Origin of the sequence: Streptomyces sp. NPDC048172 (genome assembly GCF_043202595.1) — a bacterium.
Classification (GTDB): domain Bacteria; phylum Actinomycetota; class Actinomycetes; order Streptomycetales; family Streptomycetaceae; genus Streptomyces.
This window is the reverse complement of record NZ_JBIDAT010000009.1, coordinates 109,233-123,518: the sequence shown is the minus strand read 5'-3', so window position 1 is coordinate 123,518 and position 14,286 is coordinate 109,233. Positions and strand designations below refer to the sequence as shown.

The window sequence follows — 14,286 nt, the reverse complement described above, 5'->3', positions numbered from 1 at the left end:
TATCCTGCGGGATATGACCTCGACCACACCCGCCGGGCCCTCCGGGCCCTCCGCCAGGCCCCCCGGCCGTCCCCGCGCGGGAGTCAACGCCGCGGTGTTCGCCGCGACGCTGCGCACGGTCGAGGAGTTGGGGTACGCGCGGGCCACCGTCGAGCGCATCTCCGCCGCGGCCGGGGTCGCCAAGTCGACGGTCTACCGGCGCTGGCCCACGAAGGGCGAGCTGATCGTGGACTGCCTCCTGGACGCGTTCGGCCCGGCGCCGCTGGAGGGCGACGACCGGGCCGGGATCATGACGGCGGCCATCCGCTGGACCGCCGCGAAGGTCGCCGAACCCGGCGTGGGCGACGCGTTCGCGGGCGTGTTCAGCGACGCCGTCAGCGACCCGGCGCTGCGCGCGATCCTCTCCTCGCGCTTCCAGGACCCGTACCGCCTCGCGTTCCAGGAGGCCCTGGACGAGCCGGAGCACCGGGTGCTCTTCTTCATCGACGTCGTCGTCGGCGTCCTGCTCCACCGCATGGGCATGACGGGCGAGCCGATGGCCGAAGCGGACGTGGACGCACTGATCGACATGGTCCTGCCGCACTTCGCCGCCGGGGGCGGACCGTAACGGCGCAGTCGCACTCATCTCAACACTGGAGGTTCCATGCCCAAGGGCTACTGGGTCAGCGTCTACCGCACCATTTCCGACCCCGAGAAGCTGGCTGCCTACAACGAGCTGGCCCGCCTGGCCGTCGAGCCCGCGGGCGGCCGGACCTTCGTCCTCGGCGGTCGGGTCGTGGCGTACGACGCCGGAATCGCCGAGCGCACCGTCCTGGTCGAGTTCGACAGCTTCGAGCAGGCCGTCGCGGCGCGCGAGAGCGCCGCCTACCAGGAGGCGCTGGCCGCCCTCTCCGACGGCGTCGAGCGCGACTTCCGCATCGTCGAAGGCCTCGACTGACCGATACTGACCACGGACGGGAGCGGAACTCATCGGTCCGTCGCCCTCGGCGTCACCCGGTCGGCAGCAGGCTGAACGGGTTGCCGTCGGGGTCGGTCATTGCCAGCCGTCCCGTGCCGTCTCCGGCGGCGTCGGCCCTCTTCGCGCCGAGGGAGAGCAGGCGCTCGGCCTCCGCCCGCTGATCGCTTCCGGCGGGGGGAGCGAGGTCGAAGTGGAGGCGGTCCTTGCCCGCCCTCGGCATCAGCGGGGGGCCGCCCCAGGTGACCTTCGGGCCGCCGTGCGGCGCCTGGACGGCGGTCTCCTCGTCCTGGTCCCAGACCAGCGGCCAGCCCAGCGCCGCGCTCCAGAAGTACCCGACCTCCTGCGAACCGTCGCAGGCCAGCGCCCCGATGAAGCCGCAACCGGCGAGGAAGGCGTTGTCCGGCTCGCAGACGCAGAACTCGTTGCCCTCGGGGTCGGCCAGCACCACATGGCCCTCCTCCGGGCGCTGCCCGACGTCGATAGGGCGCGCGCCGAGCTCCAGCGCCCTGTCCACGGTCTGCCGCTGGTCCTCCAGCGAGGTGCTCGTCAGGTCGAAGTGCATCCGGTTCCGGCCCGTCTTCGGCTCCTGGACCCGGGGGAAGCGGAGGCGGAACCCGGTGCCGTCCGCCGGCGGGATCGTGAGGCCGCCGTGGGCGTCCTCGACGGTCCGCCTGCCGAGGACCCCGGACCAGAACCGCGCGAGGCGCGGCGGCTGGAGCGCGTCGACGCAGACCGCGGACAGTTGAGAAGTCATTTCCCGTGCCTTTCGCTCTGCCGGGCGACCGTCGCCGCCGCGAGCGTATGCGGTGCGCGGCGACACGGCGCCTGGATTGGGCGGAGTTGTCAGTGGCGGGTGCGAGGCTGGGGCCGTGGAAGAACTGCCGCGTCAGGCGCACGACCACGTCGAGCTGATCGGCGGACCGCTCGACGGCCTCCGGTTGGACGTGTCCGGCGTCTCCGGCGAGGTCGGGGCCGAGCTGCGCGAGGGCGCGTTCCTCGTCTCCGGGATCGGCGAGGGGCCCGGGGCGGGGACGGGCGCGGGCGCGCTGTACCGGCCCCGGCGCGTGGACCCGTGCCGCTGGGACTGGGCGGGCGGCTCCTGACGGGCGGCGCCTGAGGGGCGGCTCCTGACCGGCGGCGGCTGAAGAACGGCGCCCGCTGGCACGTCCGTTCTCCGCCCTCCGGCGGCCACTCGGTGAACTCACGGCGGAAACAGGGAAATCCGTTTGTGAAGCCGAGGGGGTGGCTGGTACCCAGGCCCCGGACGACAAGGAGCACAGATGACCGACGCCCGTCTGGGTTCAGTGAACGAATTCTGCTGGATGGACCTGAAGACCCGCGACCTTCCCGGGACGGCGGCCTTCTTCTCGGAGGTCCTCGGGTGGAGCTTCGCGGTGGACGAGGAGGACTGGCGCCGGGCCACCAAGATCTCCGCGGGCGGCCACCTGATCGGCGGCGTGAGCGACCTGGCGAACCCGGTGTATCCGCCGGGAGCGGCCCCGCACTTCGCCCACTACCTGGCCGTGGACGAGGTAGACGGCCATATCGAGGCCGCGACGTCGAAGGGCGCGCGCCTCGTCGTCCCGCCCTTCGACGCGGGCGACCAGGGCCGGATGGCGATGCTCGTCGACCCGCTGGGCGCCGCGTTCTCGCTGTGGCAGCGGTACACGTTCGGCGGGTGGAACCTCCCGCCCCGCGTGCCCGGCACACCCCAGCGCATGGTCCTGGCGAGCGAACAGCCGGACCAGGCCCGGCACTTCTACCGCGAGGTCCTGGGCGCCAGCCTCGCCCGCGCGGATTTCGTCCCGGCCCGCCGCCCCGTCCCCTCCACTCCGCGCTGGGAACTCGCCGTCGGCGTCGAGGACCCGGAAGCCGTCGCCGTACGGGCACGGGCGTACGGACCGGAGGCCGCGACCCGCACCGAGGACGTACTCCGCGTGACCAGCCCCGAGGGCCTCACACTCCAGGTGCGGCCCCTGACCCCGTGAGTTCCGGGGAGAGTTTCGGGTGTCCCCGAAAGTCCTGGTCCGTTTCCGGGCGGCCGTGCACTCTGCTGCTGTCGCGTCCGTTACGGAATTCCGCGGCACGGGAAATTGGGGGACGACTGCATGAGAACAGTACGGAAGACGGCCGCGTACGCGTGTGCCGTTCTGGTCGCGAGTGGCGGATTGACCGCGGGGGCCACCACCGCTTACGCCGGAAACGGCTCGGGGGCGGAGGCGCGTAAAGCGGCGGCCTACTGCGAGGAATTCCGGGAGCCTTACGCGCGCTGCGAGTCCAGCTCGAAGGGCAGGACGCAGGCCAGCTACCACGACAAGGGGGACAAGGTCGACATCGTCGACCGCTTCGCGAACGGCCGGTCGACGAAGGTCGTGCTTCACGTCAAGGGGAGCGGAAAGGCGGTCTTCTCCAGCAAGGGGAAGCAGCGCAGGATCATCGGCAACAAATTCACCGAGGGCAAGAAGGTGCGCCTCATGGTGTGCACCTCATTCAGCAAGAAGGCCAAGTGCTCCGACTGGAGCGGGTGGGGGACGACATGACCGGAAAGCGTTTCGTGGCCGCGGGTGCGGGCGCGCTGCTCGTGCCCGCCCTTCTCGCGGCGCCCGCCGTCGCGCAGGCGGACGAGGCGGCCCCGCGCGTGAAGAAGACCACGTGCCAGGCCGTGATGGTCGAGCCCGCCGCGTTCTGCCGCAGTTCGAAGACCCGCTGGACGCAGGTCACGTACTACGACAAGGGCGACAAGATCAAGATCACCGACCGCTACGACAACGGCCGGTGGACGAAGGCGATCGTGCAGGCCGAGGGCCACCCGAAGCGGTACTTCAGCAGCAAGGGGAAGAAGGTCCGGACCGTCCGTGGGGACTTCGGCGAGAGCTGGAGGGTCCGCGTGAAGGTCTGCACCTCGTGGACGAAGAAGGCCAAGTGCAGCCCCTGGAGCCGGTACTACCCGGCCTGACGGGACCGGCCCGGGTCCGGTCAGGCCCGGGTCATGCGGGCCACGCCGCCACCGACCGTACGAGCTGGACGAACGCCTCCTCCGGCGGGGTGAGGACGCGGTCGGCGCGCCGCACCAGGGAGACGGCGCGCGTCGGGGGCGCGGGGGTGACGCTGAGCGTGCTGAGGATGCCCGAGCGGATCTCCCGGCGGGCGGCGTGCTCGGAGAGCAGGGTGACGCCGAGGCCCTCGTACACCGCCTCCTTGAGGGTGTCCGGGCCCCACAGGTCCCACTGCTCCGCCGCCTCCAGCCCCCAGGCGCGCAGGGAGCGCTCCTGGATCCGGCGGGTGGCGGAGCCGACCTCGCGCATCAGGAAACGCTGCCCCTCCAGGTCGGCCGCCGTCAGCTCGCGGCCGACCAGCGGGGAGCCGGAGGAGGCGACGAGGACCATGTTCTCCTGGAACATCTCCTCGGCCTGGAGCCGTTCGTCGCGCGGGGTGTCCACGCACAGGCCGAGCGCGGCCTCCCCGCGCACGAGCCACGCCTCCACGGCGTCCTCGTTGCCCACCCGGATCTGACAGGTGACCTTGGGCGCCCGTACGGAGAAGTCGGCGACGAGGCGGGGGAGGAGATAGGTGCCCAGCGTCGTCGTCCCGGCGAGGACCAGCTGACCGCCGCCCAGGCCGCGGTAGGCGGCCACGGCGCGGTCGAGGGAGTCCAGGAGCGCGAACACCTCGCGCGCGTGCTCCACGACCAGGTCCCCGGCGGGCGTGGGGCGCGCGCCCTGCGTGGTGCGGTGCACGAGCGGTACGCCGTAGGAGCTCTCCAGGTTCCTGATGTGCTGGGAGACCGCGGGCTGGCTCATGAACAGGGCCTTCGCGGCCCCCGAGAAGCCCCGGCACTCGACGACCTTGACCAGCACTTCCAGTTGGATCAGGCTCACCATGGCCGCCAGCCTCCCACGCGCCGCGCCGGGCTCCGCCGGGCTCCGCCGGGCTCCGCCGGGCTCCGCCGGGCTCCGCCGGGCTCCGCCGGGCCACTCCCGCGCGATTGGCCCATGACGTGGCCTGGTCCGCGGGCTAGTTTCCGGACTGCTGAACCCCGGAACCCCGGAATCCCAGCACTTCGGAACGAGCCTGTGGAGCGGATGTGCACCCTCGTCTTGCGGCGGACCTCGCGGAACTGCCCGATCTTCTGGACGCCGTCCGGCAGGGCGCGACGGCGATGCTGGACGGCCTCGGCGAGCGGCCCGTCGCGGGGGGCGGGACAGGGACCGGGACCGTACGGCCGCGCGCCGGGCTGCCGGAGACCGGAGCCGGGGCGCGGGGCGCGCTGGAGGAGTTCGCGCGGCGCTGGGAGCCCGGGTTCTCGGGGAGCGCGGGGCCCCGCTACCTGGGCTTCGTGACCGGCGGGGCGACCCCCGCCGCGCTGATGGGGGACTGGCTGGTCGCGGCGTACGACCAGAACGTCGTCTGGGGCGGCGACTCCACCGCCACCGAGCTGGAGCGCGAGACGGTCGAGCGGCTGCGCGAGCTGTTCGGGCTGGGCGCGGAGCAGCGGGGCGCGTTCGTCACCGGCGCGACGATGTCGAACACCGTCGGGCTCGCCCTCGCCCGGGAGTGGGTCGGCGAGCAGCAGGGCGTCTCCGTCGCGCAGCGGGGGCTCGGCGCGCTCGACGGCCCGTTCCGCGTGCTGTCGGGCGCCCCGCACTCCAGCGTGTTCAAGGCCCTCTCGCTGCTCGGCGCCGGGCGGGACGCCGTACGGACCGTGCCGCTGCTGCCGGGGCGCGAGGCCGTGGACGTCGCCGCGCTCGCGGCGGAGCTGGACGCCGACCCGCGCCCCGCCGTCGTCGTCGCGAACGCGGGCACCGTGAACACCGGGGACTTCGACGACCTCCGCGCGCTGGCCGAGCTGCGCGAGCGCCGTCCGTTCTGGCTGCACGTGGACGCCGCCTTCGGCGCGTTCGCCGCGCTCTCCCCGGACCACGCACACCTGCTCGACGGCATCGAGGCGGCCGACTCGGTCTGCGTGGACCTGCACAAGTGGCTGAACGTGCCCTACGACGCCGCCGTGCAGTTCACCCGGCACCGCGCGCTCCAGACCCGGGTCTTCCAGAACGCCGCCGCCTACCTCGGCGCCCCCGACGAGGGCGCCGAGCCCGACTTCGTCCATCTGACGCCGGAGAACTCCCGCAGGCTGCGCGCCCTTCCGGCCTGGTTCGCGCTCGCCGCGTACGGCCGTGCGGGGCACGGCGACATCGTCGCGCGCAACCTCCGCTGCGCCCGCCTCCTCGGGCAGCGCCTCGCGGACGTACCCGGGCTGCGGCTGCTGGCCCCGGTGCGGCTCAACATCGTCTGCTTCACCGTGACAACCGTGACAACCGGGGCCACCGAGGACGGCACGGCACCCGCCATGGAGCAGCTCCAGGGCCTCGCCCGCGCCGTCGCGGACACGGGCGAGGCCCTGCTGACGCCCACGGTCCTGGACGGCGTCCCCGCGCTACGGGCCGCGTTCAGCAACTGGCGTACGGACGAGACGGACGTGGACCGCATCGCGGAGGCGCTCAGGGGGGCGGTCCGGCAGTCCGTCAGCGGCGGATGAAGGAGAGCACGTCGTACCGTTCGAGGACGGGCTCGTCGGACGGTCCGCTCTCCGCCGCGCGGGCGAGACGCTCCAGGCCCTCCTGGAACCGCTCCGGCGTCAGATGCGCGAACTTCGACTGCGGCCGGGTGGCCATCCGGGCGTGGTACTCGCGCAGGCTCCGGGCCACGGGCTGGGCGAACGAGGTGGTCCGGTACGGGTCGAGGCCCCCGGCGGTGAAGTCGGCGACGAGGTCGTCCTCGCGGGGGAAGCGACCGGCGTCGCTCTCCCGCACCTCCGGCCAGTAGTCGTACACCACCGCGTCCAGCCGCTCCCTGACCGTGGTGCGGACGACGGCCACGCCGCCGGGCCGGAGCACGCGGGCCAGCTCACGGGCCGCCGCCGGGCGGTCGGGCACGTGGTGGATCACCCGGGAGAGCAGGACCAGGTCGAAGGACCCGTCCGGAGCGGGCACGGCCTCCGCCGAGCCGGGGAGGTAGCGCACGGCGGGGTGCGGGTTGTGGCGGCGGGCCTCGGCCAGCATCGGCTCGGAGGGGTCCACCGCGAGCACGCTCGCGCCCTCGATCCAGCGGGCCATCCCGGCGGCGAACATGCCCGTCCCGGCCCCCACTTCGAGAACGGCCGGGGACGGCCGGTCGCTGTGCGAGGCGAAGAGTTCCACCCAGGCGCGCAGCGCGCTCTCGGGCATCTCGTTGCCCGACTCGTAGGAATGGGCCAGACGTTCGTCCTGATAGACACTGCTCATGAGAGGCGGAGCCTTTCGTCGGCGTGATCGCGCGTGATCCTCCCGCTCAGTATCGGATACAGGCCGAGCGCAGGTCGGTGTAGAAGTCCCAGACCTCCGGCGAGCACTCCGGCGCGCCGAGCTGCGAGGCCTTGGCGCCCATGTGCGGGAGGTGGGCGTAGGCGCCGACGCCGGGGCGGTTGACGTGCAGCATTCCGGCCTGGAAGTCCTGGAGGGCCTGGAAGATCAGCGCCGGGTCCCGGGTGAAGACGGTGCCGGACATGCCGTACCGCACCGAGTTGGCGATGCGCATCGCGTCCTTGTAGCCGTCGCAGTCGATGACCGAGAGAACCGGGCCGAAGACCTCCTCCTGCGCGATCTCGCTGTCCCAGGGCACCTCGGTCAGCACCGTCGGCTGGACGTAGTGGCCCAGGGTCGCGCACTCGGCGGCCTCCCCGCCGCAGGCGATACGGGCCCCCGTCGTACGGGCGGAGTCCACCGCGTCCAGGCAGGCCCGCATCCGCTCCTCGTTGACGACGGGGCCGATGTCGGCGCCCTCCTCGGTGCCGGCGCCCACCCGCATCGCGGCGACCCGGGGGAGCAGCGCGTCGAGGAGCTCCGCCTTCACCGCCCTGTCGACGACGACGCGGCTCGTGGCACTGCACCGCTGGCCGCTCTGGCCGAAGGCGCCGTGCACGATGGCGTCGACGGCCTCCTTGATGTCGGCGTCCGCGAGGACCAGCAGCGCGTTCTTGCCGCCCAGTTCGAGCTGGGTGCGCAGCAGCCGTCCGGCGCCCGCGCGGTTGATGGCCCGGCCCACCGGGAGGGAGCCCGTGAAGGAGATCCCGGCCACGCGCGGGTCGGCCACCAGCGCCTCGCCCGGCTCCCGGTCGCCCTGCACGAGGTTGAGCACGCCGGGCGGCACGCCCGCGTCGGTGAACGCGGCCACCAGCAGCGCCGAGGTCCACGGCGTGAGCGGCGACGGCTTGAGCACGGCCGTACAGCCGGAGACCAGGGCGGGGGCGACCTTCCACATCGGGATGGCGACGGGGAAGTTCCACGGCGTGATCAGTCCGACGACGCCGAGCGGGCGGCGGAACGTCATCGCCATCGTGCGGGGCTCCTCGGCGGGGGTCGTCACCCCGTTGATGCGCCGGGCCTCGCCGAGGGTGAAGTCCAGGATGGCCAGGGAGCGCTTGACCTCGCCGCGGCTCTCGCTGAGCCTCTTGCCCTGCTCGCGCGTGACGGCCCGCGCGAACTCCTCGGCGCGCTCCTCGATCAGGCGCACGGCGGCGGAGAGCACCTTGGCGCGGCCGATGGGACCCTCGGCGTCCCAGGCGGCCTGCGCCCCGGCCGCCGCGTCGACGGCGGCGGTCACCTCGGCGGCCCCCGACTCGGCGAACTCGCCTATGACGTCGGTGGTGTCGGCGGGGTTGACGTTCGCGCGGGTACGGCCGGAACGGGCGCCGAGCCAGCGGCCGGAGACGTGGTTGAGGAGGTGGTCCGGGTGCGGGTCCGTCTTCGGGTGCGCCATGGGGTGCTCCGTAACAGGTAGGAGGGGGAGGGGGAGGGGATGCGGGGGACTCCGGGCTCTCACGTCATGCGGACGGCGACCCGGGGCCAGGTGCCCTCGCGCGCCGCGGCGACGGCCCCGTCGATGTCCTCCAGGGCGAACGGCCGGGAGACCAGGCCCGCCAGCAGCTCCCGGTGGGGCGTACGGGCGACGAAGGCGACCGCCTCGGCCAGGTCGTCCACGCGGTAGTTGTGGCAGCCGACGACGGAGGAGAGGTTCCGGACGAAGGCGTTCGGCTCGATACGGACCTCGGGGCCGGGGGAGACCGAGCCGACGAGCGCCACGCTCCCGTCCAGCCCGACGATGTCCAGCGCGGTCTGCACGGCGCTGCCGCTGCCCGACAGCTCCAGGACCACGTCGGCCCCGAACCGCCGTGCCGCCTCGGGCAGTTCCTCCGGGGCGCAGCTCGCGGTGGCCCCGAAGCGTACGGCCGCCGCGCGGCGCGCGGGGTCCACGTCGCAGGCGAGCACGTGCCGGGCGCCCTGATCACGGGCGTAGGCGACGGCGGTCAGGCCCAGCATGCCGCAGCCCGTCACCACGACCGTGTCGCCCGCGGCGAGCCCGGCCCGCCGCGCCGCGCACACCACGGTGGCGGTCGCGCAGTTGACCGGCGCGGCGACCTCGGCGGGCAGCTCGTCCGGTACGGCCACCACGCCCGTGCCCTCGGCCAGATGGCAGTGCGTGGCCAGCCCGCCGTTGAGCCGCCAGCGGCCGGAGAACTCCTCGTGGCCGTACTTCCGTACGTGGACGCACTTCTGCGAGGCGCCCCGGGAGCACGGGCGGCAGGCGCCGCACGAGGTGCCGATCGTCCAGGTCACGCGCCGCCCCGGCAGCAGCGGCGTGCCGTCGGACAGCCGCGGCGTGCCGCCCGTCGCCTCGACCACCCCGACGGCCTCGTGCCCCAGCACGGTCGGCAGCGGCGTGGGCCGGTCGCCCGCCAGCGTGTGCAGGTCGCTGCCGCAGACGGTGGCCATCTCGACGCGTACGAGCACCTCGCCGGGCGCCAGTTCGGGGAGCGGCTGGGGACCGACGGTGAAGCCGTCGTCGAGGCCCGCCCACACGGCGGCGGTCGCGCTCAGCCGCTGTTCCGGCGTACGGCTGCTCAGTTCGGTCGTCATGGTGCGTCCCGTCCCTGCCTAGCGTCGGATGGTGAGGGCGACCAGGGCGCTGCACGTACAGGCGCCGGCCACGATGGGGAAGATCAGGTCGGTGTTCCCGGTGGCGTGCATGACCGCGCCGACCAGCGGTTCGGCGCCCCCGGCGAAGAGGTAGGCGAAGAAGTTGACGACGCCGGTCGCGGTGCCCGCCATCTTCCTGCCCGCGATGTCCGGGCACAGGGCCCAGAAGGAGGACTGCGGCCCGTAGACGAAGAAGCCGGTCAGGAAGAGGACGCCGATGCCCGTGGCGGTGCTCAGCGGCGCGAGGTACATCGTGAGCGAGGCGACCGCGCCCAGCAGCATGAACAGCACGATGGGCCGGTCCCGCCGGGAGCCGAAGAGGCGGTCGGACAGCTGCCCGTTGACCAGCGCGCCCACCGCCATGCCGACCGGCAGCGCGACCGAGATCCATACGGGGCTGACGCCGCTGTCGCCGCCGCCGTCCTCCCAGTCGTCCCCGAGGAAGTAGACGGGCACCCACACCAGCAGCCCGTAGCGGGCGGCGTTCTGGAAGCCGATGGCGATGCCGGTCGACCAGATCTTCGGGATGCGCAGCACGGCCTTGTAGCGCTGCAGGAAGCCGCCCTCGGCCTGTGCGTCCGGCCGGTCGATCTCGGTGTGCTCGGTGTCGTCCCTGAACTCCTCGGGCGCGGCCACCCCGGCCTGCGCCGGGGTGTCGCGGGCCACCACGTAGAACACCACGCCGCCCACCAGCATCAGCAGCACCGGCACCCGGAAGATCCACTGCCAGTCCAGATCGAAGGTGTCGACGACGAGCGTCGAGGTGACGAACGCCAGCACCGAGGCCATGCCCGCGGCGAAGGTGTAGAAGCCGAAGCTCTTGCCGCGCTCGTGCGGCGTCCACCAGTTGGAGATGACGCGCCCGCCCGCGGGCCAGCCCAGCGACTGCGCGTAGCCGTTCATGCCCCACAGGAGGCCCAGGCTCCGGGCGCCGGTGCCGAAGCTGGTGGCCCAGTTGAGGACCGTGGAGAGGACGGCACCGGCGCTCATCATGCGCCGGCCGCCCCACTTGTCGGTGAGATTGCCGTTGATCATCTGCCCGGCGGCGTAGCACCACAGCAGGATGCCGCTGATCGCGCCCAGGGTGGTCTTGCTGAGCCCGAGATCCTCTTCCATGCCGGGGATCGCGAAGCCGAAGGTCTGGCGGCCGGTGTAGAAGAAGAAGTAGCAGAACATGGCCGCGAGCAGCATGCGCCACTTCAGCCGGGTGAAGGCCCGCCGGGATACCGGGGCGAGCTCGGGGTCCGCGTCGTGCGGGGACGCTTCCCGCTGTGCGGACACCGCTCTTTCAGACACTGCTTTTCCAGGCTCCGGCATGGCTTCTCAACCAATCTGGCGATGTGGGGAGCGGAGGAGGGCGGAGCGTTACTCGGTGCGTGTCCCGGCGGGCGTTCCCGCCTCGGCGACCAGCGTGGTGGCCACCCAGAACGCGTCGTAGTTGTGGACGCGGGCAGCCTCGGCCAACCGGCTGTCCTGCGCCGCACGTTCGGGTAGCCGCCGGTTGATGAGGAAGGGAACCCGCAGTTCGCCCAGCGCGCCGTGGGAGCGCAGCGGCGCGTCGAGCTGGCTGAGGTCGTGCCAGGCCGCGTAGCGGCCGAGCGCGGTTCCGGCCTCGGCGAGGACGACCAGGTCGCCGATGCGGTCGCCGGGCAGCGCGTACCGTTCCACGGCCTCCGCGCGCTCCGCCACCTCCTGCACCCCGTCGATGCCGCGCAGGGCCTCGGCGACGGCCGTACGGTCGGCGCCCGCGGGGAGATGGACGCTGGCGAACGAGCCGAGCGCGCCGTGGTGCACGGTGTACGGGTCGGTGATCGGGAGAATGACGCGGAGCCCCTCGGCGTCCCCGTCCCCGCCCCCGTCCCCGGTACCCAGCGCTTCCCGTACCTCGTCCTCGACGTAGACGACGCGGGGGGAGCCGTCGGCGTCCGACTTGGCGCTCATCCCGTGGTCGGCGGTCAGCACGACGACGGCGCCGAGCTCGTCCAGCCTCGCGGCGTAACGGTCGATCATCTCGTAGAACGCGTTGGCCGTCTCGGTGCCCGGCGCGTGCTTGTGCTGGATGTAGTCGGTGAGGGAGAGGTACATCAGGTCGGCGCCCCGGGTGGCCAGGATCTCCACCCCGGCGGCCAGCGTGAACTCGCTGAGCTCCGCGGAGTACACGTCCGGCAGCGGCCTGCCCACCAGCTCCAGCACCTGGCCGATGCCGTTGGCCTCCTCGGTGGCCTCGTCCGCCTTCTGCGCGGAGAAGCAGATGCCGCGCCGCCGGGGCGCGACGAAGCCGTCGGCCCCTTCGGGGCCGTCGAGGGCCGGGCCGTCCTCCACGAGCCCGGCGCCCAGCAGCCGCCGCAGCTTGTCCTTGGCGGTCACCACGACCACGTCCAGCCCGGCGTCGTTGGCCGCGGCGAAGAGGGTGGGGGCGCGCAGGAACCGCTTGTCGTTCATCAGCACTTCTTCACCGGTCGCGGTGTCGAAGATGTAGTTGCCGCTGATGCCGTGCCTGCGCGGCGGGTGCCCCGTCGCGATCGACACGTTGTTGGGGTTGGTCAGCGCGGGCATCGCGCAGTGCGCGGGCCACGATGTGCCGCCGTTCGCCAGGACCTTGCTCAGCCACGGCATCCGCCCGGCCGCGGCCGCCTCCAGGTGGTAGTCGGGCTCGCTGCCGTCGATGCAGATCACCACGACGGGGCTGTCCGGCATCGTGTACGAGCGGTCGTTGACCGTGAAGGTCCGAGATTTCACGAAGGGCTCCTCGCGCTTCTGCGACGGGAATCTGAAGCGCTCCGAGCGTCCCGTGACCGCTCCGCCCGAGGAACCCCCGTTTCACCTATGGCTCCGATAACCAGCAGGTCACAGGCGCCTCGTGGGCCTTGCTGCCCGGCGGTTCATGGCTGCCCCGCGCCCCTGAGGCCTCAGGGGCGCGGGGAACTGCGCGAGCAACCACCCACGACCCGCGGTCTGCGACAGACAGGCGGGGCAGCCCCTGTCCAGCCGCCCCGAGACGAGGGCGCCGGAGACGGCTAGGCGGCCCGGGACGTGGTCAGCCAGGTGCGGTAACGGCGCAGGGCCCGGCGCTGCTGGAGCTGCTCGCAGAGCAGGGCGCGCGCGGGGTGGGTGCCGGGCCTGGGCTCGCCGCCGCGGGAGACGCGGCGCATCTGGTGGCGGACCTGCGCCATGCTCGCGGCCGAGGCGAGGGCCTTGTCGGACCAGGTGACCGGCCGTATGCGGCCGTCGGCCTCGCGGCCGTTCCGCCAGCGTTCGGGCAGGTCCGGGGTGACGGCGAGGGCCGTGCCCATGCCGATGAGCGCGACGCCGCTGTCGAGCACGGCCTCGGCCGTCTCGCGGCGGGTGATGCCGCCGGTGAGCATGAGCGGGACCGGGCTGGTGCGGGCCAGGTCCCGGGCCAGGTCCAGGAAGTAGGCCTCGCGGGCCCGCGTACGGGCGTCCCCGCGCGCGTCACCACCGGCCCGGTCGCGCGCTTCGGCGGGGCGGCCGGTCATCGCCGGGCTCTCGTAGCTGCCGCCGGACAGTTCGATCAGGTCGACGCCGAGGGGTTCGAGCATCTCGATGACCTGCCGTGCGTCGTCGGCGTCGAAGCCGCCGCGCTGGAAGTCGGCGGAGTTGAGCTTCACCCCGACGCCGAAGGACGGCGAGACGGTCTCGCGCACGGCGCGGACGACGTCCAGCAGCAGCCGGGCCCGGTTCTCCAGCGAGCCGCCCCAGGCGTCGGTGCGCCGGTTGACCAGGGGCGAGAGGAACTGCGAGAGCAGATAGCCGTGCGCGGCGTGGATCTCCACCCCGTCGAAGCCCGCCTCCTCGGCGCGGCGTGCGGTGACGGCGAAGCGGCCCACCGTGGCCTCGATCTGCCCGGGCGTCATGGCGACGGGGTGGCCGAAGCGGCCGCTGTGCCTGCCCAGGTCGACGCCCACGGCGGACGGGCCCCACACGACGCCCGGCATCCCGGCCTGCACCTGGCGGCCCGGGTGGTTGATCTGCATCCACACGGCCCCGCCGCCGGACTTCGCCGCCTCGGCCCACTCGGCGAACGGCTCCAGCGGCGCCGCCTCGTCGAGCACGACACCGGCGGGTCCGGTCAGCGCCTCGGCGTGCACCATGACGTTGCCGGTGATCAGCAGTCCGGTGCCGCCCGTGGCCCAGCGGCGGTAGAGGGCCAGCAGGTGCGCGTCGGGGAGCTGGCCGTCCCCGGCCAGGTTCTCCTCCATGGCGGCCTTCGCGACGCGGTTGCCCAGCACCTGTCCGGAGCGCAGGGACAACGGCGAGAACAGCTCGCTGGTCATCCGCTTCCTCTCTTCCCTGGTC

General features: G+C 73.1%; 15 protein-coding genes. 7 read left to right on the top strand and 8 right to left on the bottom strand.

Going from position 1 to position 14,286, the window contains the following annotated elements:
* Positions 1–13: 13 nt before the first annotated feature.
* Together ACGF3A_RS34445 and ACGF3A_RS34440 are read left to right on the top strand one after the other, a co-directional pair.
* Positions 14–607 (top strand): TetR/AcrR family transcriptional regulator, encoded by a 594-nt coding sequence (locus ACGF3A_RS34445; RefSeq protein ID WP_393734383.1) that lies wholly within the window; start codon positions 14–16, stop codon positions 605–607.
* Positions 608–643: 36 nt separating this feature from the next.
* A complete protein-coding gene (locus tag ACGF3A_RS34440) occupies positions 644–937 on the top strand; it encodes a DUF1330 domain-containing protein (protein ID WP_393734382.1) in 294 nt (97 codons plus the stop codon).
* A 52-nt stretch (positions 938–989) separates the two neighbouring features.
* Here ACGF3A_RS34440 and ACGF3A_RS34435 read toward each other — a convergent pair whose 3' ends face one another.
* Entirely contained in the window at positions 990–1,712 is a 723-nt protein-coding gene (locus tag ACGF3A_RS34435) for a VOC family protein (protein WP_393734381.1), read from the bottom strand.
* Between the two features lie 115 nt (positions 1,713–1,827).
* Here ACGF3A_RS34435 and ACGF3A_RS34430 point away from each other — a divergent pair, with 115 nt between their 5' ends.
* The 4 genes from ACGF3A_RS34430 (at position 1,828) to ACGF3A_RS34415 (ending at position 3,914) form a co-directional block, all read left to right on the top strand.
* Entirely contained in the window at positions 1,828–2,061 is a 234-nt protein-coding gene (locus ACGF3A_RS34430; protein ID WP_393734380.1) for a hypothetical protein, read from the top strand.
* A gap of 177 nt (positions 2,062–2,238) precedes the next feature.
* Entirely contained in the window at positions 2,239–2,946 is a 708-nt protein-coding gene (locus ACGF3A_RS34425; protein ID WP_393734379.1) for a VOC family protein, read from the top strand.
* Between the two features lie 120 nt (positions 2,947–3,066).
* On the top strand, positions 3,067–3,498 hold the full coding sequence (locus ACGF3A_RS34420) for a hypothetical protein (protein WP_393734378.1): 432 nt from the start codon (positions 3,067–3,069) through the stop codon (positions 3,496–3,498).
* A complete protein-coding gene (locus ACGF3A_RS34415; protein WP_393734377.1) occupies positions 3,495–3,914 on the top strand; it encodes a hypothetical protein in 420 nt (139 codons plus the stop codon). The genes ACGF3A_RS34420 and ACGF3A_RS34415 overlap by 4 nt, the downstream gene beginning before the upstream one ends.
* A gap of 31 nt (positions 3,915–3,945) precedes the next feature.
* On the opposite strand, the gene ACGF3A_RS34410 is transcribed toward ACGF3A_RS34415, so the two are convergent.
* The gene (locus ACGF3A_RS34410; RefSeq protein WP_393734376.1) at positions 3,946–4,839 is read right to left on the bottom strand and encodes a LysR substrate-binding domain-containing protein; all 894 of its coding nucleotides are present in this window, start codon (positions 4,837–4,839) and stop codon (positions 3,946–3,948) included.
* Between the two features lie 203 nt (positions 4,840–5,042).
* Between ACGF3A_RS34410 and ACGF3A_RS34405 the strand changes: the two genes are divergently transcribed.
* Positions 5,043–6,494: a pyridoxal phosphate-dependent decarboxylase family protein gene (locus ACGF3A_RS34405; RefSeq protein WP_393734375.1), complete on the top strand. Its 1,452-nt coding sequence runs from the start codon at positions 5,043–5,045 to the stop codon at positions 6,492–6,494.
* Here ACGF3A_RS34405 and ACGF3A_RS34400 read toward each other — a convergent pair.
* The 6 genes from ACGF3A_RS34400 to ACGF3A_RS34375 form a co-directional block, all read right to left on the bottom strand.
* The gene (locus tag ACGF3A_RS34400; protein ID WP_393734374.1) at positions 6,481–7,239 is read right to left on the bottom strand and encodes a class I SAM-dependent methyltransferase; all 759 of its coding nucleotides are present in this window, start codon (positions 7,237–7,239) and stop codon (positions 6,481–6,483) included. The genes ACGF3A_RS34405 and ACGF3A_RS34400 overlap by 14 nt on opposite strands.
* Before the next feature lie 46 nt (positions 7,240–7,285).
* The gene (locus ACGF3A_RS34395; RefSeq protein ID WP_393734373.1) at positions 7,286–8,752 is read right to left on the bottom strand and encodes an aldehyde dehydrogenase family protein; all 1,467 of its coding nucleotides are present in this window, start codon (positions 8,750–8,752) and stop codon (positions 7,286–7,288) included.
* Positions 8,753–8,811: 59 nt separating this feature from the next.
* Entirely contained in the window at positions 8,812–9,909 is a 1,098-nt protein-coding gene (locus ACGF3A_RS34390; RefSeq protein ID WP_393734372.1) for a zinc-binding dehydrogenase, read from the bottom strand.
* Between the two features lie 18 nt (positions 9,910–9,927).
* The gene (locus ACGF3A_RS34385; protein WP_393734371.1) at positions 9,928–11,250 is read right to left on the bottom strand and encodes an MFS transporter; all 1,323 of its coding nucleotides are present in this window, start codon (positions 11,248–11,250) and stop codon (positions 9,928–9,930) included.
* A gap of 84 nt (positions 11,251–11,334) precedes the next feature.
* Complete coding sequence (locus ACGF3A_RS34380) at positions 11,335–12,708, bottom strand: alkaline phosphatase family protein (protein WP_393734370.1); 1,374 nt, start codon at positions 12,706–12,708, stop codon at positions 11,335–11,337.
* A gap of 278 nt (positions 12,709–12,986) precedes the next feature.
* Positions 12,987–14,264: an NADH:flavin oxidoreductase/NADH oxidase family protein gene (locus ACGF3A_RS34375; protein WP_393734369.1), complete on the bottom strand. Its 1,278-nt coding sequence runs from the start codon at positions 14,262–14,264 to the stop codon at positions 12,987–12,989.
* Positions 14,265–14,286: the final 22 nt, after the last annotated feature.